We start from the raw sequence: 18,704 nt of genomic DNA, 5'->3' as shown, positions 1-18,704 counted from the left end.
GGAGGATGACTGCTGGTCATACCAATGGGTATTCTGTTCGGCATGACAGCCAAGGTGACTCTGTCGTTCTCGGACGAGACGATCGCGGATGCCCGGCGGTTCGCCAAGCGCGAAGGGCTCTCGCTCTCCGCCTGGATGGATCAGGCGGCCCAGGAGAAGGCGCTGCGTGAGGTCTTCACCGCGCACGCCACCGCCGTCGGGCGGGCGGGGCTGGATCTGGAGTCCGCGTCCCTGGCTGACGCCCAGGAGGTGGACATGGTCGACGACCTGCTCTTCGGTGGTCGCCCGCGTGCTGCGTAGGGGCGAGGTCTGGCGGATCGAGGGTGCCCGGGAGCGGCTCGGTCTGGTGATCAGCTCCGATGTCTACAACTCCACCGCGGTGCCCATCGTGATCGTCGCCGAGGTGGTCGAGGCGGCGCTGCTGCGCGACTCGCCCCTGGCGGTGCCGATGGGCGGCTGGGTGGTGATGCCCGACCGGATCTCCTCGCCGATGAAGAAGTGGTTCACCGAGTGCGTGGACGTCGCCGACACCGAGACCATCCGGCGGATCGACCGGGCGCTGCGCATCCTGCAACAGCTCTGACGCGCTCCTCACCAACGCCGGCGAGCCGTGGTGCGGTCCCCGTTGCCCGGCCGACCCGAACGACGAACGCCGTGGTAACGGCGGCTCCCTAGCTTCTGCGCCATGACCACCACGAGCGCGAAACCAGCGGTAATCGGAGAAGACAGCCTGGATCGTCGGCCAGGTCGATGGATCGGGCACTGGGCGCCGGAGGATCCAGGCTTCTGGCGGCAGGTCGGCAGCGGCGTCGCCCGTCGCAACCTCATCTGGTCGATCTTCGCCGAGCACATCGGCTTCTCGGTGTGGCTGCTGTGGAGCATCGTCGTCGTCCGGCTCGGTGACGCCGGTTGGCAACTCACCACCAGCCAGGCGCTCTGGCTGACCGCCGTGCCCAGCGGGGTCGGCGCGCTGCTGCGGCTGCCGTACACCTTCGCCGTGCCGGTCTTCGGCGGCCGGAACTGGACCGTCATCTCGGCGTTGCTGCTGATCGTGCCCTGCGCCGGCCTGGCCTGGGCGGTCGAGAATCCGGAGATCGGCTTCCTGCCCCTGCTGCTGATCGCCGCCACGGCCGGGCTCGGTGGCGGGAACTTCGCCTCCAGCATGGCGAACATCTCCTTCTTCTATCCGGAACGGGAGAAGGGGTGGGCGCTGGGCCTCAACGCCGCCGGTGGCAACATCGGGGTGGCCGTCGTGCAGTTCCTGGTGCCCCAGGTGATCGTGCTGGGTGGCGGGCTCGTGCTGGCCCGGGCCGGCCTGATGTACATCCCGCTGGCGGTGATCGCCGCGGTGTGCGCGTACCTCTTCATGGACAACCTGGTCGAGGCCAAGGCCGACGTGGGGCCGGTCTGGTCGTCGCTGCGGCACCGTGACACCTGGGTGATGTCGCTGCTGTACATCGGCACCTTCGGATCGTTCATCGGCTACTCGGCGGCCTTTCCCACCCTGCTCAACTCGGTCTTCGGTCGGCCGGACGTCGCGCTGTCCTGGGCGTTCCTCGGTGCGGCGGTGGGCTCGATCTGTCGGCCGTTCGGTGGCCGCCTGTCCGACCTCGTCGGCGGCGCCCGGATCACGGTGGCGAGTTTCGTGCTGATGGCCGCCGGCGCCCTGGCCGCGCTCTGGTCGGTCGAGCAGCGCAGCATGGGCGTGTTCTTCGCGGCCTTCCTGCTCCTGTTCGTGGCCACCGGCATCGGCAACGGCTCGACCTACCGCATGATCAGCCGGATCTTCCAGATCAAGGGAGAGGAGCAGGGCGGTACGCCGGAGGTGATGCTGGCGATGCGCCGCCAGGCCGCCGGCGCGCTGGGCATCATCTCCGCGGTGGGCGCCTTCGGCGGCTTCCTGGTGCCGATCTGCTACGCCTGGGCCCGCAGCACCTACGGCGGCATCCAGCCGGCGCTGCGCTTCTACGTGGGCTTCTTTCTGGTGCTGCTGGTGGTCACCTGGGCGGCCTACCTCCGGCCGGGCAGCCGGATGGCCCGCGCGAGGGTGTGAGCCCGGTCATGGCCCTCCCGCTCGGCGCGCCGGCCGGGTACCCCGTTTTGACCGGCCGCCGGGGCTACGGGTATCGTTGCCTGCTGTTGTACGACATCTGTGGGCGTGCCGCCTGAGGTACGCTTGGTCGTTCGTGCGCGCTGGTCCGGCTGGGAAGTTCCGGTCACCTCGGCGCGCGACCCCAGACCGACGACGAGACAAGGTATACCTGTGCGTACGTACAGCCCGAAGCCGGGTGAGATCGAGCGTCAGTGGCACGTCATCGACGCCTCTGATGTCGTGCTGGGCCGCCTGGCCACCCACGCCGCCACGCTGCTGCGGGGCAAGCACAAGCCGACTTTCGCGCCGCACGTCGACACGGGCGACTTCGTCGTCGTCGTGAACGCGGGCAAGGTTGCGCTGACCGGCAACAAGCGTCAGCAGAAGATCGCCTACCGGCACTCCGGTTACCCGGGTGGCCTCAAGCAGGTCGGCTACGAGGAGCTGCTCTCCAAGCGCCCCGAGCGGGCCATCGAGCTGGCTGTGAAGGGGATGCTCCCGCACAACAAGCTCGGCCGTCAGCTCATCAAGAAGCTGAAGGTCTACGCCGGTGCCGAGCACCCGCACGGCGCGCAGCAGCCGATGCCGTTCGAGATCAAGCAGATCGCGCAGTGAGCGCGGGCGAAGGAAGCAGCATGACCGACATCACCGCCACCGAGGTCGCCCCCGAGGCCACCGAGGCGCCGGCGCCCGTCGCGCGCGCGCCTCGTGGTGACCGCCCGATCCAGACCGTGGGTCGGCGCAAGGAGGCCATCGTCCGGGTTCGCATCGTGCCGGGCACCGGCAAGATCACCTGCAACGGGCGTGACCTGGAGGCCTACTTCCCGAGCAAGGTGCACCAGCAGCTGATCAAGGACCCGCTGGTCACCGCCGAGAAGCCCGAGACGTTCGACGTCATCGCCAACCTGCGCGGCGGCGGCACCACCGGCCAGGCCGGTGCGCTGCGGCTGGCCATCGCGCGGGCGCTGATCGTCAACGAGCCCGACGACCGCCCGGCGCTGAAGAAGGCCGGCTTCCTGACCCGGGACGCCCGGGTCAAGGAGAGCAAGAAGTACGGCCTCAAGAAGGCCCGTAAGGCTCCCCAGTACTCGAAGCGCTGATCTCCAGCCGCACCTTGTACTTCTGACGGACGGCCGGTCCGCCTCCCCGACAGGGAGGTGGGCCGGCCGTTTCCGTCTCCGCGTAACCGGGCAAATTTCCTGCATCGGCAGTTTCATCGGAGGTTGGTGGGTATGGGCCGGTTGTTCGGCACGGATGGCGTACGCGGGCGGGCGAACGCCGACCTCACCCCGGAGTTGGCACTCTCGGTGGCCGTCGCGGCCGCGCACACCCTCGCCGAGTCGGATCGCAGCCGCGCGCCGCTGGCCGTGGTCGGTCGAGACACCCGGGCCAGCGGCGAGATGCTGGAGGCGGCCGTGGTGGCCGGACTGACCAGCGCGGGTGCGACGGTCGTCCGGGTCGGCGTGCTACCCACCCCGGCGGTGGCGTTCCTCACCGCGGAGGCGAAGGCGGACCTCGGGGTGATGCTCTCGGCCTCGCACAACCCGATGCCGGACAACGGGATCAAGCTCTTCGCCGCAGGCGGGCACAAGTTGCCCGACGAGATCGAGATGCGGATCGAAGCGGCCATCGAGGCCAACGCCATCACCGCCTGGAAGCGCCCGGTCGGCGCGGGAGTCGGCCGGGTGCACGACCTGCTCGACGGCGCGGACCACTACGTGCAGCATCTGGTCGGCACGTTGCCGGACCGCCTCGACGGGATCAAGGTCGTGGTCGACTGCGCCAACGGCGCCGCGGCCGAGGTCGCACCGGCGGCGTACCGGGAGGCCGGTGCCGAGGTCATCGCGATCAACGCCGAGCCGGACGGGCTCAACATCAACGACGAGTGCGGCTCCAACCACATCGAGGCGCTGCGCCAGGCGGTGGTGGAGCACGGCGCGCACCTCGGCCTCGCGCACGACGGCGACGCCGACCGTTGCGTCGCGGTGACCGCCGACGGCGACGAGGTCGACGGCGATCAGTTGATGGCGATCCTGGCCCTGGCGATGCGTGAGGCCGGCACGCTGACCGGGGACACCCTGGTGGCCACCGTGATGAGCAACCTCGGCCTGCGCCTGGCCATGTCCGCCGAGGGCATCCGGCTGGTCGAGACCAAGGTCGGCGACCGGTACGTGCTGGAGGAGTTGCGCGGCTCCGGGCTGGCCCTGGGTGGCGAGCAGAGCGGACACATCGTGATGCCGGCGTACGCCACCACCGGCGACGGGGTGTTGACCGGGCTGCACCTGATGGCCCGGATCGCGGCCACCGGCCGGCCCCTGTCGGACCTCGCGGCCGTGGTGACCAAGCTGCCGCAGGTGTTGATCAACGTGCCGGTGGGTGACCGTACCGTGGGCGCCGCCGCACCCGCCGTCCGCGCCGAGGTCGAGCGGGCCGAGGTCGAGTTGGGTGAGACGGGCCGGGTGCTGCTGCGCCCGTCGGGCACCGAGCCGCTGGTGCGGGTGATGGTCGAGGCCGCCACCGAGCAGACGGCCCGTGAGGTCGCCGAGCGCATCGCCGACCAGGTCCGCACCGCCAGCCCCGCGACCACCTGACCCCCGTGCGGCTGCCCGGCGCGACGGTGGGGTTCCCGACCAGCGCGACCTGGGCCCGCCGGGTCAGAGGCGGAGCCGGGCCGCCCGGTCGTAGGTGTCGGCGGGATCCTCACCGTCGGTGAGGTCGACGTCCTCCACGATCCGGCCGTCGCCGAGGCGGATCAGCCGGTCACAGCGGGCGGCGATGATCGGCTCGTGGGTGGCCAGCAGGATGGTCATGCCGTGCTGCTCGCGTAGCTGGAGCAGCAGGTCGAGCAGCTGTGTGCCGGTGGTCGAGTCGAGGTTGCCGGTAGGTTCGTCGGCGAGCAGCAGCCGGGGTTGACCCATCAGGGCCCGAGCGATGGCGACCCGCTGCTGCTGGCCACCGGAGAGCTGGGCGGGCAGCGCCTGCTCCCGGCCTGCCAGGCCGACAGCTTCGAGCAGTTCCCGGGCGCGCGCCGCATGGTCGGTGCGCCCCCGGCGGGGCAGCACCGGTGCGATCACGTTGTCCAGCACGGTCAGCGCCGGCAGCAGGTGGTAGCGCTGGAAGACGAAGCCGACCCGTTGGCGGTAGCGGGACAGGGCGACCCGGCCCAACGCGCTGATCTCCACCTCGTCCACCGCAACGCTGCCCTGGTCGGGCTGCTCGATCGCGCCGATCAGGTGCAGCAGGGTGGACTTGCCGGAGCCGCTCGGTCCGGTCAGCGCCACCAGGGAGCCAGCGGCGATCTCCAGGGTCACGTCGTCGATCGCGGTCAACCGCTCGGTGCCGGTGCGGAACTGCCGGACCAGTCCGGTGGTGCGGACCGTGCTGCCCCTGGTCGCGTCCATGCTCACTCCTCTGCCAGTAGTCGTGCTGCGGGTAGGCGACGCAGCAGCGTGGCCGGAACGAGCGCGGCCAGGCCGGTGACCAGCACCCCGACCAGTGCGCCGGCGGCGGCCACCAGCACCAGCGCCGCCGGCAGGTCGCCCACCAGCCAGGCCGCCGCGCCGAGCCCGAGGCCCGCGCCGGCCAGCGCGCCGAGCGCGCCGAGGAACAGTCCTTCGTACCCGATCAATCGGCTCAGTTCGCCATCGGTCCAGCCGAGGGCGCGCAGGGTGGTCAGCTCGGCCGCCCGGTCCCGGATGTTCAGGTAGAGCACGTCGGCGACTGCGGCGGCGCCGAGCAGGACGGTCGCGACCGCCGCCACCGCGTCGGCGTCGCGCACGCTCAACGACACGGTGTCGCCGAGCAGGTTGCCGACGATGGCCCCCCGGAAGGCATAGGCGGTGGCGCCGACCAGGGTGAGGGCGGCCACCCCGATGGCCAGCGCGGTCGCGCCGAGCAGGGTGCGCCCGGGGGTGCGGAGCAGGTTCACCAGGGCCAGGCCGGGCAGCGTCCGCGGGCGGCGTACCCAGCGGGCGGCGGCGACCGAGGGCCGCAGTGCGGCGGCCGGGTGGGCGCGTGTGGCCCGCAGCGCCGGTGTCAGCGCCGCGACCAGCGCCAGCAGCAGCGCCACCGGTACGGCGAGCAGCGCCCGCCGCCAGTCGATCCCGATGCCCAGCGCGGCACCGAGCGGGAACGCCAGGCCGACCGCGAGCAGCCCGGCGGCCAGGCCGAGCAGGGCCACCTCGCCGAGGATCAGCGCGCCGATCCGCCGTGCCGGCCAGCCCAGGCAGGCGAGCACCGCCAGCTCGGACCGGCGGTCCCGGACGGCCGCGGTGACCGCGTTGCCGAGGAAGAGTACGCAGACGACCAGCACCAGGACGAAGAGCACGGCACTCTTACGGTCGACCGCCTCGATGATCACCGAGGCCACGCCGAGCGCCGACCAGTTCTCGGTCAGCCGCAGGCCCGGCCGGCCGAAGGAACCCGCTGGCAACTCCACCGTCTGCGGTGCCGGCGAGGAGCCGAGGGTGATGTCGACGTCCAGGCCGGTCTCGGTGGCGATCCGCTCGGCGATCAGCCGGACCCGCTCGGCGGCGCGTTCGCTGTAGCCGTCCACCTCGGCCACCCGGACCCGGATCGCGCTGATCGGGGCGTTCCGCTGCGTTCCGCTGCTGTCTTTCAGCAGCTCCGGCACGCTCGCCAGGCTGGTCAGCACCAGCGGCGGAGCGGACAGGTAGCCGGCCGGATTGCCGCTGGGCAGCAGCGGCTCGCCACCGAGCGCGGCGCGGCTGCGCTCGTCCGCGCCCTCGGCGGTGGGTGGCTCGTACGTCTCCAGCGGCACCCTGCTCAGCTCGCCGAAGCCGGTCAACTTGTCCGGATCGAACACCCCCACCGCCGACCAGGCGTTGAGGGCGCCGTTGGTCGGGACGACCAGCCGGCGCAGGTCGCGCGAGCCGATGTCGTCGGTGAGCCAGGGCCGCGGCAGCGAGTTGCCCTCCTGCTGGTCGCCGAAGGCCGCCGGGTCGGGTGGCGACGCGCGGGGGATGCGCAGGGTGCCGTCCGGCTCGCGGGCGTACTCCACCGGGCCCGGCTGGGCGAGCACGTTGATCTGCCCCCGGCAGCACCCGTCGCCGAGGAACCGGGTGCCGAGGCCGCCGTCGAGCAGGGCGCGGTAGCTGTCTGCGAGGTCGAGGTGGCGGTCGCCGGCCGGGATGCGGCGGGTGCGCTCCACCGCCGCCTCCAATTCGGCACTCGACAGGCCCGCCAGGTTGGTGCTCGGCAGCCGGCTGATCTCCGCGCGCAGCCCGCCGTCCAGATAGGGCCGGTCGGCGATGAGCGCCGGGACGACCCGGTCGGGGTAGAAGTCGGGGAGCGCCTCGATGGTGGGCGTGTCGGTCTCGTCCAGCGGACGACCGTCCACCACCGCGTCGGCGAGGCCGACCAGGCGCTGCTCGGCGTCGGGGTCCACGGCGGCCAGCAGCAGCGGTACGACCACCAGCCGCTCCAGCGCCAGCCGGTGGGTAACGGTGAGGTTCTTGCTGGAGGGCGCGTGACTCGCACCGAGACCGGGGTCACTGAACTCGAAGCGACCGTCGGGCAGCAGCCGAGCGATGGCGACACTCCAGAGTTCGCGCTCCGACCGGATGCTGGGATTGCCCCCCGTGACGGCGTTGTACGGGTCACAGACCGGCCGGCTGGTGCCGTCCGGCTGGACCTCGCGGGCGGCCAGCCCGCACTCCACCGTCCAGGGGTAGACCCGGCCGTCTGTGTAGCGGCTTGAGCCCCAGGGGTCCTCCGGGTCGAGGACAGGGTGGATCAGCGGGCGTCGGGTGACGTACACGTAGGAGGGCTTGCCCGGTGCGGTGGAGAGACCCCGCTCGGCGACGTAGGTGGGGTCGATGCGGATCACCTGGTGGTCCAGCGTGGGATCGACGGCGTCGGTGAGGTCGATCGACATCTGCACGTAGGTCGTCGAGTGGCCGAGCATCGCGATCGGGGCGGCCACGTCCACCCCGGCGACCTGCTGCACCTGCTCGTACTGCCCGAGGGTGATGCCGCCGTAGAGCCCGGAGAGGTAGTTCGGGCGGACCAGGCGGTGCTCTGACTCCAGGGCGGTGCGCGCCCCCGGCGGTCGGATGAGGATGTCGTACGCGGCCCGGGTGTTCCGCTCGACGGCGCCGGTAACCTCCAACCGGGAGGTGGTGGTGGCGCCGGTCAGGACGACGAAACCGGTGGTCGCCACCAGCACGCCGACCAGCAGCGCCACCGACCTTCCCGCACGGCCGCGCAGCTCTGCCCAGATGAACCGGAACATGTCGCGCCTCCCCGTTGTGCTGCTGACCACTCTGCGCGATACATTGTGGCAATGCAAGGCCCGGCCGGGCAGAATCGGTCCGGGCGGTCGCCCAGATCGGAGGAGACGGTGGCGATCCAGCACGCGGTCCTGGCCCTGCTCGCCCGCGGCCCCAGCTACGGCTACGAGCTGAAGGGCTCCTTCGAGGACGCCGTGGGTCCACAGTGGGGTGCGCTGAACATCGGGCACCTCTACCAGATCCTGGACCGGCTCTCCCGCGACGGCATGGTGCTCGCCGAGCGGCAGCCCCAGCCGGTCAAGCCGGACCGGGTGGTCTACGAGATCACGCCCGGCGGCCGCGCCGAGCTGGACCGTTGGTTGAACGAGCCGAGCCCGCGCAGCGGTGGCTTCCGGGACGACTTCTTCCTCAAGGTCACCGCCGCCGCCCGGTCGGGGTCCGGGCAGACGGTCCGGACGGTGCTGGGCAATCAGCGCGGCCACCTCATGCGCGAGCTGCGCAACCTCGACGGGTTACGGCGTCGGGCCGACGACCCGGTGGTCGGGCTGCTGCTCGCCGCGGCGAGCCGGCACGTCGAGGCCGATCTCGCCTTCATCGACCACGCCGAGGCGGTGCTGCTCGCCGACGGCGCAAAGGTGCTGGCCGACCTGGCGACCGCCGCACCGGTTACCGGTTCGGAACAGGCCGGCACGACGCGCGCCGCCGGCTGAGCGCGGGTACCCGCCGGTCAGCGTCCCGGCTGCGCTCGGCGCAGCCGGGAGACCGCTTCGGTGAGCACCTCGGGACGCTTGCAGAAGGCGAACCGGATCAACCGGCGGCCGGCTTCGGGATCGTCGTAGAAGACCTGGGTGGGTACGGCCACCACGCCACAGCGTTCGGGCAGCGTGCGGCAGAACTCGACGCCGTCGTGCCCGCCGAGGGCGGTGATGTCGGCGGTGACGAAGTACGTCCCCTCCGGCGCGAGCACGTCGAAGCCGGCGTCGGTCAGCCCGCCGACCAACTGGTCCCGGCGGGCCTGCAGACCCGCCCGGAAGTCGGTGAAGTAGGAGTCGGGCAGCGCGAGTGCCACCGCGACCGCGGGTTGCAGGGGCGCGGCGTTGACGAAGGTGAGGAACTGCTTGACCCGCAGCACCGCCGACACCAGCGCGGCCGGCCCGCTGGCCCAGCCCACCTTCCAGCCGGTGCAGGAGAAGGTCTTGCCGGCCGAGGAGATCCGCAGGGTGCGTTCCCACATTCCCGGCAGGGTGGCCAGTGGCACATGCCCGCTCGTGGCGTCGGTGAAGGCCAGGTGTTCGTACACCTCGTCGGTCACCGCGTACGTGCCATGCTCCTGGCAGAGTTCGGCGATCAGTGACAGCTCGGCCGGGGTGAACACCTTGCCGGTCGGGTTGTGCGGGGAGTTGAGCAGCACCAGCCGGGTGCGGGGGCCGAAGGCGGCGCGGAGCGCGGCCGGGTCGAAGGCGTACCGCCCGTCCTGGCCGGGACGCAGGGTGACGGGTCGTCGCACCGCGCCGGCCAGCGCGATCGAGGCGGCGTACGAGTCGTAGTACGGCTCGAAGCAGACCACCTCGTCGCCGGGCTCGCAGAGGGCGAGAATCGCGGCGGCGACCGCCTCGGTGGCCCCGGCGGTCACCACCACCTCGCCGTCCGGGTCGTACTCCAGACCCCAGAACCGGCGCTGGTGTGCCGCCACGGCGGCGCGCAGCGCGGGGATGCCGGGACCCGGCGGGTACTGGTTGTGGCCGGAGCGCAGCGCCTCGGCCGCGCTGGCGAGCATCTCCGGTGGACCGTCGGTGTCCGGAAAGCCCTGTCCGAGGTTGACCGCGCCGGTACGCACGGCGAGGGCGGACATCTCGGCGAAGATCGTCGTCCCGAACGGGCGCATCCGGGTCACCAGCGGGTCGACATCGGTGCTCGTCACGCCCGCCAGGGTACGGGTGCACCCGGTGGTGCCGCCCGGATCCGCCTGCGTGCTTTACGACCTTGATCACCGTCAGCCCCCGATCGCTCAAATTCCGTGATTGTTTACCCGACTTTCGAGCAGACATCGTGAGCGAAACTGGTTAGGCTGCGACCCATGTGTGGAATCGTGGGTTACGCCGGTGACCGACCGGCGCTCGGCATCGTGCTCGACGGCTTGCGGCGGCTGGAGTACCGCGGCTACGACTCGGCCGGCGTCGCCGTCGTCTGCGACGGGGAGCTGCTGACCGAGAAGAAGGCCGGCAAGCTGGCCAACCTGGAGAAGGTGCTCTCCGAGCGGGCCGCCGAGGACCCGAGCGGCTGCGGCGCCAGCCCGATCGGCATCGGCGACGGCACCACCGGCATCGGGCACACCCGGTGGGCCACCCACGGCGGACCGACGGACCGCAACGCCCACCCGCACCTGTCGCCCGACCGCCGGGTCGCGGTGATCCACAACGGCATCATCGAGAACTTCGCCAAGCTCCGCACCGAGCTGGAGGACGACGGCGTCCAGTTCCTCAGCGACACCGACACCGAGTGCGCGGCGCATCTGCTCGCCGTTGCCCTGGCCGACCTGCGCTCGGCCGGTCAGCCGGACGGACCGCAGCTGCTCGCCGCCGCCATGCGGGTGGTCTGCCAGCGGCTGGAGGGTGCCTTCACGCTGCTCGCCGTGGACGCGGCGGTGCCCGGCGCGGTGGTCGGCGCACGCCGCAACTCACCGCTGGTGGTCGGCCGCGGCAACGGGGAGAACTACCTCGCCAGCGACGTCGCCGCGTTCATCGAGTACACCCGCGAGGCGGTCGAGCTGGGTCAGGACCAGATCGTCCTGATCACCGCCGACACCATCGAGATCACCGACTTCGAGGGGCAGCCCGCCAGCGGCAAGGACTTCCACATCGACTGGGACTCCTCGGCCGCCGAGAAGGGTGGCTACGACTGGTTCATGCTCAAGGAGATCGAGGAGCAGCCGCAGGCGGTCGCCGACACGCTGCTCGGCCGGCTGACCGAGACCGGCGAGATCATGCTCGACGAGGTCCGGCTCAGCGACCAGGACCTGCGCGACGTCGACAAGATCTTCATCGTCGCCTGCGGTACCGCGTACCACTCGGGCCTGGTGGCCAAGTACGCCATCGAGCACTGGACCCGGATCCCCTGCGAGGTGGAGCTGGCCAGCGAGTTCCGCTACCGCGACCCGGTGCTCGACCGGTCCACGCTGATCGTGGTGATCTCGCAGTCCGGCGAGACGATGGACACCCTGATGGCGCTGCGGCACGCCAAGGAGCAGAAGGCCCGGGTGCTGGCGATCTGCAACACCAACGGCTCCACCATCCCCCGGGAGTCCGACGCGGTCCTCTACACCCACGGTGGGCCGGAGATCGCCGTCGCCTCCACCAAGGCGTTCCTGACCCAGCTCGCCGCCTGCTACCTGATCGGCCTGCACCTGGCCCAGGTGCGCGGCGTCAAGTTCGCCGACGAGGTGGCGGCCGTGGTCGAGCAACTGCACCAGGTGCCGGACAAGCTGCGGGACCTGCTCGGGCGGATCGAGCCGGTCCGGGAGCTGGCCCGGGAGCTGCGCTCCGAACCGACGGTGCTGTTCATCGGCCGGCATGTCGGCTACCCGGTGGCGCTGGAGGGCGCGCTGAAGCTCAAGGAGCTGGCGTACATGCACGCCGAGGGCTTCGCCGCGGGCGAGCTGAAGCACGGCCCGATCGCGCTGATCGACCAGGGCACCCCGGTGATCTGCGTGGTGCCGTCGCCGGTCGGCCGCGGGCTGCTGCACGACAAGGTCGTCTCGAACATCCAGGAGGTACGCGCCCGAGGCGCCCGCACCATCGTGATCGCCGAGGAGGGCGACGAGTCCGTCGTCCGCTACGCCGACCACCTGATCTACGTGCCGCGTACGCCGACGCTGCTCGCCCCGCTGGTCACCACCGTGCCGCTACAGGTGTTCGCGGCCGAGATCGCCGCCGCTCGGGGACACGACGTCGACCAGCCGCGCAACCTCGCCAAGTCCGTCACCGTGGAGTAGCCCTCGGGCGGTCACTGGCCGAGCACGATGCGGGCCATGCCGTCCAGGGCCGGGTTGGCCGGATCCCAGTAGCCGGTGTGGCCGTACCGGCCGCTGGGGAAGCTCCGGGCACCGAAGGCCGGCCCGGTCGGGTCACGCCCGAACCAGCGTTCGTCGCTCGGCCCGTCCAGCAATCCCGCGATCGCGCCGATCGGGGAGGCACCGAGCACCGCCTGCCGGGCCAGGTCGCCCGGCGGGCGGGTCAGTCGGATCACGTCGTCCGGGGCGGTGCTGGCCCACACCTGCCCGGGCGGCAGCCCCAACTCGGCCGCGTGCGCCACCCCCACCCCGGGTGAGCCGACGAAGACCAGCGCGTCCGCGGCCAGCCCGTGATCGCGCGCGGCCGTGCCCACCACCAGCGATCCGTAACTGTGCCCCAGCACGGTCTGTCGCGCCGGTGACCCGTCGTGGCTGGCCCGCAGCCCCTCCTGGAACCGGTGCAGCGCGTCGCCGGCCGCGCGGGCCTGCCCGTCCCCGGCCGCCTCGTGCAGGAAGTCGGGGGCGTCGTAGTCCAGCCAGAGCACCGCCGAGGTCTCCTCGCCGGGCGCCAACTCTGCGCAGCGGGCCAGCACCCGCGCCGCCCGGCCCAGCTCCCCGGTGGCGTCGTCGAGCCCGGAGCCCATGCCCGGCACGTAGGTCAGGACGTCGGTGGCCCGATCCGGGTTGCCCAGCGCCACCACCGCCCGTCCCTCGCCGCCGACGTCCAGTCCCAGCAGATACGCCCGGGGCGGCTGGGGTGACTCCAGCCGGACGGTGAGCGCGTCCAGGCCGGCCAGGGCTGCCTCGACGCCACGCAGCCCGGCCAGCTCCAGCGGCCCGCGTGGCACCCGCCCCAGCAGCTGCTCCCAGCGGGCGAGCAGGGCCTCCCGCCGGGTGCCGAGCAGCAGCCGGTTGGCCTGGTCACGATCGGCCGGCGGCACCCCGTCGAGCGGACCGACCAGCTCGGGTTCGTGCGCCACCAGCCAGCGTCGCTCGGCCGGGGTGAGCCCGGTCCACCACCGGTGCACCAGGGTGGGGTCGGCGTCCGGCGCGGGCCGGTCCGGTGGCGGCCGGGCCACCCAGCCCGAATCGGCCCCCTCGGAGAGCCGAGCGAGGCGTACGGCGGCCTCCCGGTCGGCCGCGGCGGCCAGGTCCAGGGCGTCCCGCAGGGCCGTGGAGACCTGGACGACGGTGGGACCGGCGCGGTCCGCCGGCACCCGAGCGGGGTCGGGGCGTACCCGGCCCCAACGGTCGATCAGCACACCCGCCGTGTCGGCGAGGGCAACCGCGCCGGCCAGCCGGGCTCGGGCGGCCACCAGCCGCGCGGCGAACTCGGCGAGCACCTGGTCGGTCTCGATCGCCGCCGGGGCCAGCGCGACCAGCTCCGCCCGCAGCCCGGACAGTCGCGCACCGGCGGACCCGGCGGCGGAGCCCGACCAGCCGGAGCGCAGCGCCGTCGCCCCGTCGGCCAGCTCGCCGGCCCGCCGCCGGGCCAGCCCGGCCAGGCTCGCCCAGGCCGTCCCGGCGGCCCGCCAGGCGGCCGGATCCGCCGTGGCCAGCTGGGCGTAGCCGACCTGCCCCGATGCCACGCGGGTCGGCGTCGGCCCGGTCATCGGGGCAGGACGGAGAGTCGCGCGGCGGCCCGATCGTCCACCGACTCGTACGCCCCGGCGGCGGTCAGCACCGCGTCGCCGGTCTCCGCCACCCGGGAACCGAGTCGCCCGGACCAGGCGTGCACGGACGCCTCCAGCATGGCCAGCGCCGCCGCCGCCGACCAGTCCGGTGCCGGTGCCGCCAGCCCCGGCACGCCGGACAGCCCGTGGGTCAGCCGGTAGCCGGTGTCGCCCAGTGACCGCCCAACCCGGTGCAGCAGCTCCGGACGCACGGTCAACTCCTCGTCGGCCATCGGTTCCTCCCAGCCCCCGTCCACCACGACGCCGACGACGCTAGGCGGCACCGGACGATGCCGCCGTGCCCTGTGGACAAGCGACGGCGGGCGTACCCCGTGGTCGTCCACAGGCGTTGCCGGTGCGCGGCCGACGGGCTATCTTGCGGCCCGCCCGCCGGTAGGGTGGGCCGCGTGATCGCCGACGCGGAACGGGGTGCGGCATGAGACCGGTCTGGCGGGTGGCGGACGTCCGCGCGGCGGAGGCGGCACTGATGGCCACCGTGCCGCCCGGCACGCTGATGCAACGCGCCGCCGCCGGACTGGCCCGGCGCTGTGCGCTCCTGCTCGCCGAGCGGGGCGGGGTCTACGCCGCCCCGGTGCTGCTGCTCGTCGGCTCCGGCGACAACGGCGGTGACGCGCTGTACGCCGGCGCCCGCCTGGCTCGGCGCGGCGCGACCGTGTCGGCCCTGCTGCTGCACCCGGAGCGGGCCCACGCCGAGGGGCTGGCTGCGCTGCGCGGCGCCGGTGGGCGGGTCGTGGACCGTCCGCCGGCCCTTCTCGACCTGGTGCTCGACGGGATCGTCGGGATCGGTGGCCAGGGTGGGCTGCGGGGGCGCGCCGAGCAGTTGGCGGCGAGCCTGCCGAGCCACCGGGGGCGCGACGGTGCCCGGGCGACCGTGGTGGCGGTGGACGTGCCCAGCGGCGTCGCGGTGGACACCGGGGCGGTGCCGGTGACCGGGTCCGGCCGACCCAACGCGGTACGCGCCGACGTGACGGTGGCCTTCGGCGCGCTGAAGCCGGCCCTGGCGGTCGGACCCGCCGCGGCCCTGGCCGGCCAGGTGGAGTTGGTCGACATCGGGTTGGCGCCGTGGCTACGGGGCAGCCCGGCGCTGCACGTCGTGGAGCGCTCGGACGTGACCGACTGGTGGCCCACCCTCGCCGCCGCCGCCGAGAAGTACACCCGGGGCGTGGTCGGGTTGGCCACCGGGTCCGCGACGTACCCCGGTGCGGCGGTGCTCTCCGTCGGTGGCGCGCTGGCCGGCCCGACGGGCCTGGTCCGCTACGCCGGAAGTGCCCGGGACGAGGTGGTGCGCAACCACCCGTCGGTGATCGCCGCCGATCGGGTCGCCGACGCCGGCCGGGTCCAGGCGTGGGTGTGTGGTTCGGGGCTCGGCACCGGTCAACAGGCCGCGGCGGAGTTGCGAGCGGTGCTCGCCGCGCCGGTGCCGGTGGTGCTGGACGCCGACGCGCTGACCCTGCTGGTGGACGGCTCCCTCGCCGATCAGCTGCGCCGGCGGGACGCACCGATCGTGGTCACCCCGCACGACCGGGAGTTCGCCCGGCTCTGCGGCGAGGAACCCGGCGCCGACCGGGTCGCCGCCGCGCTGCGGCTGGCCGCCTGGATGAACGCGGTGGTGCTGCTCAAGGGGGATCGCACGGTGATCGGCACGCCGGACGGCCGGGCGTACGTCAACCCGACGGGCACTGCGGCACTGGCCACCGGGGGCACCGGCGATGTGCTGGCCGGCCTGCTCGGTTCGCTGCTCGCGGCGGGGCTGCCCGCGGAGCGGGCCGCCGCCGTGGCGGCGTACCTGCACGGGCTCGCCGGCCGGGAGGCGGCCCGGGGCGGCCCGGTGACCGCGCCGGACGTGGCCGCCGCGCTGCGCCCGGTGCTGGCCGACCTGACCTGAGTACCCGCCGCGGTGATCAGCGCGGAAAGTAGGCTGGGGCCATGTGGCAGGCCGAGGTACGTGTGGACCTTGACGCGATCCGGGAGAACGTCGACCGGCTGCGCGCCGGCACCGTCGCCGAGGTGATGGCGGTGGTCAAGGGTGACGGCTACGGCCACGGCATGGTGCCGGCGGCCCGGGCCGCGCTCGACGCCGGGGCGAACTGGCTCGGCGTCTGCACCCTGGACGAGGCGCTGGCGCTACGCGCGGCCGGCATCGACGCCCCGGTGCTGGCCTGGCTGCTCGCGCCGGGGTTGCCGCTGCACACCGGCGTCACCGCTGGTGTCGACCTGGGGGTGGCGAGCCTCCCGCAGCTCGACGAGATGATCGAGGCGAGCCGGACCGCCGGGCGGCCGGCCCGACTGCACTTGAAGATCGACACTGGCCTGGCCCGGGGCGGGGCGACCGTCGCCGACTGGCCCACCCTGCTCGACGCCGCGGCCAAGGCGCAGGCCGACGGACTGGTGGAGGTGGTCGGGGTGTGGAGCCACTTCGTCTACGCGGACCTGCCCGGTCATCCGACCACCGACCGTCAGCTGGCCGTCTTCCACGAGGGACTGGAGATGGTCGAGCGGGCCGGGCTGCACCCGCGCTACCGACACCTGGCCAACTCGGCGGCCACGCTGACCCGGCCTGACACCCACTTCGACCTGGTCCGCCCGGGACTGGCCGTCTACGGCCTCTCACCGGTGGCGGGCCAGACCTACGGGCTGCGCCCGGCGATGACCGCCAGGGCCCGGGTGATGCTGACCAAGCGCGTCCCGGCCGGCTCGGGCGTCTCGTACGGCCACACCTACACCACCGAGCGCGAGGCGAACCTGGCCGTGGTGCCACTCGGCTACGCCGACGGCGTACCCCGGCACGCCTCGAACTCCGGCCCGGTGCAGCTCGGCGGAGTTCGGCGGACCATCTCCGGCCGGGTCTGCATGGACCAGTTCGTGCTCGACTGCGGCGACGACCCGGTGGCCGCCGGCGACGTGGTCACCCTGTTCGGCGACGGCACCGACGGTGGCCCCACCGCCGACGACTGGGCCGAGGCGGTCGGCACCATCAACTACGAGATCGTCACCCGGTTCGGCAGTACCCGGGTACCCCGGGTCTACGACGGTCACCCGGTATGACGGGGTTGCGCATCCCGCGGCCCCGGACCACCGTGGGAAAGGCTGCCGGCCTGGTCGGTGCGGTGTTCGGCGTGGCCGCCGCCGGGTTGGCCGCCGGTGTCGCCACGGAACGCGCCCTGGTCCGCCGGTTCAAGGATGATCCCGCCGACCCGTACGCCGACGAGGTCTTCGGCGAGCAGCGCTCCGACGCGGCGTACCGGCTGGAGATGCCCGACGGCACCGACATCCACGTCGAGGTCGTCGAGCCGACCCGGCCGGTCGCGGACAATCCGACCGTGGTGCTGGTGCACGGCTTCTGCCTGGACATGGGCACCTTCCACTTCCAGCGCAAGATGCTGGCGCAGCGGGGCGAGCACCGGATCGTCGCGTACGACCAGCCCGGGCACGGCCGGTCGGGGCGGCTGGAGAGCGGCGAGTACGACCTGGTCGCGCTCGGACACACGCTCCGCCGGGTGATCGACGAGGTGGCACCGGACGGGCCGCTGGTGCTGGTCGGCCACTCGATGGGCGGCATGACCATCATGTCGCTGGCCGAGCTGTTCCCCGAGATGTTCGGCGACCGGGTGGTGGGCACCGTGCTGATGGCCACCTCGGGCGGGATGCTGGCGGAGACGAAGCTGGTCGCGCCCGCCCTGCTCGGCCGGGTCGGCGCACCGGTGCTCTACATGGCCGGCAACGTGACCCGCTACGGCGGGCCGGTGATCGACCGGGCCCGCAGGTCGACCAGCAACGTGGCCTGGCTGCTCACCCGCAGGTACGGCTTCGGCACTGCCAAGCCGAGCCCGGCCCTGGTGTCGTACGTGGAGCAGATGAACTCCCGTACCTCCGCCGACACGGTGACCCGCTACCTGCGTACGCTGGCGACCCACTCCCGGTTCCCCGCGCTGGCCGCGCTGGAGGGCACACCGGTCCTGGTGATCGTCGGAGACAAGGACATGATCACGCCGCTGATCCATTCCGAGGAGATCGTCCGGCGACTGCCGCACGCCGAGTTCGTCCAGATCCAGGACAGCGGGCACGTGGTGATGCTGGAGCACGCCGACGAGGTCAACGTCGCGCTGAGCCGATTCCTCGACACCTGCGAGCGGGACGAGTCGTGATCCGGTTCGAACTGCCGGCCGTCGCGGACACGCACGCGTTCGGCCGGCGGCTGGCGCAGCTCCTGCGCGCCGGCGACCTGGTGCTGCTCACCGGCCCCCTGGGTGCCGGCAAGACCGCGTTGACCCAGGGGATCGGGGCCGGGCTGGGAGTGCTCGGTGACATCACCTCGCCGACCTTCGTGATCGCCCGGGTGCACCGCCCCGATCCGGTCGACGGGCGGCAGGTGGCGTTGGTGCACGCCGACGCGTACCGGTTGGGCGACGCGGGCGACCCCCGGGCCGAGATCGACGACCTCGACCTTGACGCGTCGGTCGACGACTCGGTGACCGTGGTCGAGTGGGGCGAAGGACTCGTCGAGCAACTGGCCGACGCCCATCTGCAGATCCGCCTGCATCGGCACGACGACGACACCCGGACGGCGGAGTTGGAGCCGGTCGGTGGCGACTGGGCGCAGCGCCTCGGGGCCCTCACCGCCCGGGGCTGAGCGCTGTCGTACCCGGTGCCTACAGTGC

General features: G+C 72.8%; 17 protein-coding genes. 12 read left to right on the top strand and 5 right to left on the bottom strand.

The window, feature by feature from the left end:
- The first annotated feature begins 42 nt into the window (after positions 1 to 42).
- The 6 genes from BMY89_RS10310 (at position 43) to glmM (ending at position 4,683) form a co-directional block, all read left to right on the top strand.
- On the top strand, positions 43 to 300 hold the full coding sequence (locus BMY89_RS10310; RefSeq protein ID WP_175510337.1) for a hypothetical protein: 258 nt from the start codon (positions 43 to 45) through the stop codon (positions 298 to 300).
- Positions 278 to 583, top strand: coding sequence for a type II toxin-antitoxin system PemK/MazF family toxin (locus BMY89_RS10305; RefSeq protein ID WP_175510336.1), 306 nt, complete (start codon positions 278 to 280; stop codon positions 581 to 583). The genes BMY89_RS10310 and BMY89_RS10305 overlap by 23 nt, the downstream gene beginning before the upstream one ends.
- A 102-nt stretch (positions 584 to 685) precedes the next feature.
- Positions 686 to 2,053: a NarK family nitrate/nitrite MFS transporter gene (locus BMY89_RS10300; protein WP_092378532.1), complete on the top strand. Its 1,368-nt coding sequence runs from the start codon at positions 686 to 688 to the stop codon at positions 2,051 to 2,053.
- Positions 2,054 to 2,263: 210 nt separating this feature from the next.
- On the top strand, positions 2,264 to 2,707 hold the full coding sequence (rplM, locus tag BMY89_RS10295) for a 50S ribosomal protein L13 (RefSeq protein WP_092378529.1): 444 nt from the start codon (positions 2,264 to 2,266) through the stop codon (positions 2,705 to 2,707).
- Positions 2,708 to 2,727: 20 nt separating this feature from the next.
- Positions 2,728 to 3,192: a 30S ribosomal protein S9 gene (rpsI, locus tag BMY89_RS10290; RefSeq protein WP_092378526.1), complete on the top strand. Its 465-nt coding sequence runs from the start codon at positions 2,728 to 2,730 to the stop codon at positions 3,190 to 3,192.
- A 132-nt stretch (positions 3,193 to 3,324) separates the two neighbouring features.
- Positions 3,325 to 4,683 (top strand): phosphoglucosamine mutase, encoded by a 1,359-nt coding sequence (gene glmM, locus BMY89_RS10285; protein WP_092378523.1) that lies wholly within the window; start codon positions 3,325 to 3,327, stop codon positions 4,681 to 4,683.
- 63 nt (positions 4,684 to 4,746) lie between these two features.
- Here glmM and BMY89_RS10280 read toward each other — a convergent pair whose 3' ends face one another.
- Together BMY89_RS10280 and BMY89_RS10275 are read right to left on the bottom strand one after the other, a co-directional pair.
- A complete protein-coding gene (locus BMY89_RS10280) occupies positions 4,747 to 5,376 on the bottom strand; it encodes an ABC transporter ATP-binding protein (RefSeq protein ID WP_372433330.1) in 630 nt (209 codons plus the stop codon).
- A gap of 119 nt (positions 5,377 to 5,495) precedes the next feature.
- Positions 5,496 to 8,345 (bottom strand): FtsX-like permease family protein, encoded by a 2,850-nt coding sequence (locus BMY89_RS10275; protein WP_092378518.1) that lies wholly within the window; start codon positions 8,343 to 8,345, stop codon positions 5,496 to 5,498.
- Between the two features lie 108 nt (positions 8,346 to 8,453).
- Between BMY89_RS10275 and BMY89_RS10270 the strand changes: the two genes are divergently transcribed.
- The gene (locus BMY89_RS10270) at positions 8,454 to 9,053 is read left to right on the top strand and encodes a PadR family transcriptional regulator (RefSeq protein ID WP_170147626.1); all 600 of its coding nucleotides are present in this window, start codon (positions 8,454 to 8,456) and stop codon (positions 9,051 to 9,053) included.
- A gap of 17 nt (positions 9,054 to 9,070) precedes the next feature.
- Here BMY89_RS10270 and BMY89_RS10265 read toward each other — a convergent pair whose 3' ends face one another.
- The gene (locus BMY89_RS10265) at positions 9,071 to 10,264 is read right to left on the bottom strand and encodes a pyridoxal phosphate-dependent aminotransferase (protein WP_092378511.1); all 1,194 of its coding nucleotides are present in this window, start codon (positions 10,262 to 10,264) and stop codon (positions 9,071 to 9,073) included.
- A gap of 156 nt (positions 10,265 to 10,420) precedes the next feature.
- Between BMY89_RS10265 and glmS the strand changes: the two genes are divergently transcribed.
- Positions 10,421 to 12,334, top strand: coding sequence for a glutamine--fructose-6-phosphate transaminase (isomerizing) (gene glmS / locus BMY89_RS10260; RefSeq protein ID WP_092378508.1), 1,914 nt, complete (start codon positions 10,421 to 10,423; stop codon positions 12,332 to 12,334).
- Between the two features lie 11 nt (positions 12,335 to 12,345).
- On the opposite strand, the gene BMY89_RS10255 is transcribed toward glmS, so the two are convergent.
- Together BMY89_RS10255 and BMY89_RS10250 are read right to left on the bottom strand one after the other, a co-directional pair.
- Positions 12,346 to 13,965, bottom strand: coding sequence for an alpha/beta hydrolase (locus BMY89_RS10255; RefSeq protein ID WP_092378505.1), 1,620 nt, complete (start codon positions 13,963 to 13,965; stop codon positions 12,346 to 12,348).
- Positions 13,962 to 14,309 carry a hypothetical protein gene (locus tag BMY89_RS10250; protein WP_232521166.1) on the bottom strand — a complete coding sequence of 116 codons (348 nt, stop codon included), beginning with the start codon at positions 14,307 to 14,309 and terminating at the stop codon, positions 13,962 to 13,964. Before BMY89_RS10250 ends, BMY89_RS10255 begins: the two co-directional genes overlap by 4 nt.
- Before the next feature lie 152 nt (positions 14,310 to 14,461).
- Here BMY89_RS10250 and BMY89_RS10245 point away from each other — a divergent pair, with 152 nt between their 5' ends.
- The 4 genes from BMY89_RS10245 to tsaE are packed head-to-tail and all read left to right on the top strand — an operon-like array spanning position 14,462 to position 18,676.
- Complete coding sequence (locus tag BMY89_RS10245) at positions 14,462 to 15,931, top strand: NAD(P)H-hydrate dehydratase (RefSeq protein ID WP_092378501.1); 1,470 nt, start codon at positions 14,462 to 14,464, stop codon at positions 15,929 to 15,931.
- Between the two features lie 41 nt (positions 15,932 to 15,972).
- Positions 15,973 to 17,091: an alanine racemase gene (alr, locus tag BMY89_RS10240; RefSeq protein WP_092378497.1), complete on the top strand. Its 1,119-nt coding sequence runs from the start codon at positions 15,973 to 15,975 to the stop codon at positions 17,089 to 17,091.
- On the top strand, positions 17,088 to 18,191 hold the full coding sequence (locus BMY89_RS10235) for an alpha/beta fold hydrolase (RefSeq protein ID WP_092378494.1): 1,104 nt from the start codon (positions 17,088 to 17,090) through the stop codon (positions 18,189 to 18,191). Before alr ends, BMY89_RS10235 begins: the two co-directional genes overlap by 4 nt.
- On the top strand, positions 18,188 to 18,676 hold the full coding sequence (gene tsaE, locus BMY89_RS10230; protein ID WP_092378490.1) for a tRNA (adenosine(37)-N6)-threonylcarbamoyltransferase complex ATPase subunit type 1 TsaE: 489 nt from the start codon (positions 18,188 to 18,190) through the stop codon (positions 18,674 to 18,676). Before BMY89_RS10235 ends, tsaE begins: the two co-directional genes overlap by 4 nt.
- The last annotated feature ends 28 nt before the right edge of the window (positions 18,677 to 18,704 follow it).

Source organism: Micromonospora phaseoli, from assembly GCF_900109115.1.
Classification (GTDB): Bacteria; Actinomycetota; Actinomycetes; order Mycobacteriales; family Micromonosporaceae; genus Micromonospora; species Micromonospora phaseoli.
The sequence above is the reverse complement of the archived record's forward strand: the minus strand, read 5'-3'. Positions and strand labels throughout refer to the sequence as shown.

What these genes read in the sequence shown, in the direction of transcription:
- rpsI (WP_092378526.1), top strand. Translation starts at nt 2,728, where the DNA reads ATGACCGACATCACCGCCACCGAGGTCGCCCCCGAGGCCACCGAGGCG.
- BMY89_RS10255 (WP_092378505.1), bottom strand. Translation starts at nt 13,965, where the DNA reads ATGACCGGGCCGACGCCGACCCGCGTGGCATCGGGGCAGGTCGGCTAC.
- glmM (WP_092378523.1), top strand. Translation starts at nt 3,325, where the DNA reads ATGGGCCGGTTGTTCGGCACGGATGGCGTACGCGGGCGGGCGAACGCC.
- BMY89_RS10245 (WP_092378501.1), top strand. Translation starts at nt 14,462, where the DNA reads ATGAGACCGGTCTGGCGGGTGGCGGACGTCCGCGCGGCGGAGGCGGCA.
- alr (WP_092378497.1), top strand. Translation starts at nt 15,973, where the DNA reads ATGTGGCAGGCCGAGGTACGTGTGGACCTTGACGCGATCCGGGAGAAC.
- glmS (WP_092378508.1), top strand. Translation starts at nt 10,421, where the DNA reads ATGTGTGGAATCGTGGGTTACGCCGGTGACCGACCGGCGCTCGGCATC.
- BMY89_RS10310 (WP_175510337.1), top strand. Translation starts at nt 43, where the DNA reads ATGACAGCCAAGGTGACTCTGTCGTTCTCGGACGAGACGATCGCGGAT.
- BMY89_RS10235 (WP_092378494.1), top strand. Translation starts at nt 17,088, where the DNA reads ATGACGGGGTTGCGCATCCCGCGGCCCCGGACCACCGTGGGAAAGGCT.
- BMY89_RS10275 (WP_092378518.1), bottom strand. Translation starts at nt 8,345, where the DNA reads ATGTTCCGGTTCATCTGGGCAGAGCTGCGCGGCCGTGCGGGAAGGTCG.
- BMY89_RS10300 (WP_092378532.1), top strand. Translation starts at nt 686, where the DNA reads ATGACCACCACGAGCGCGAAACCAGCGGTAATCGGAGAAGACAGCCTG.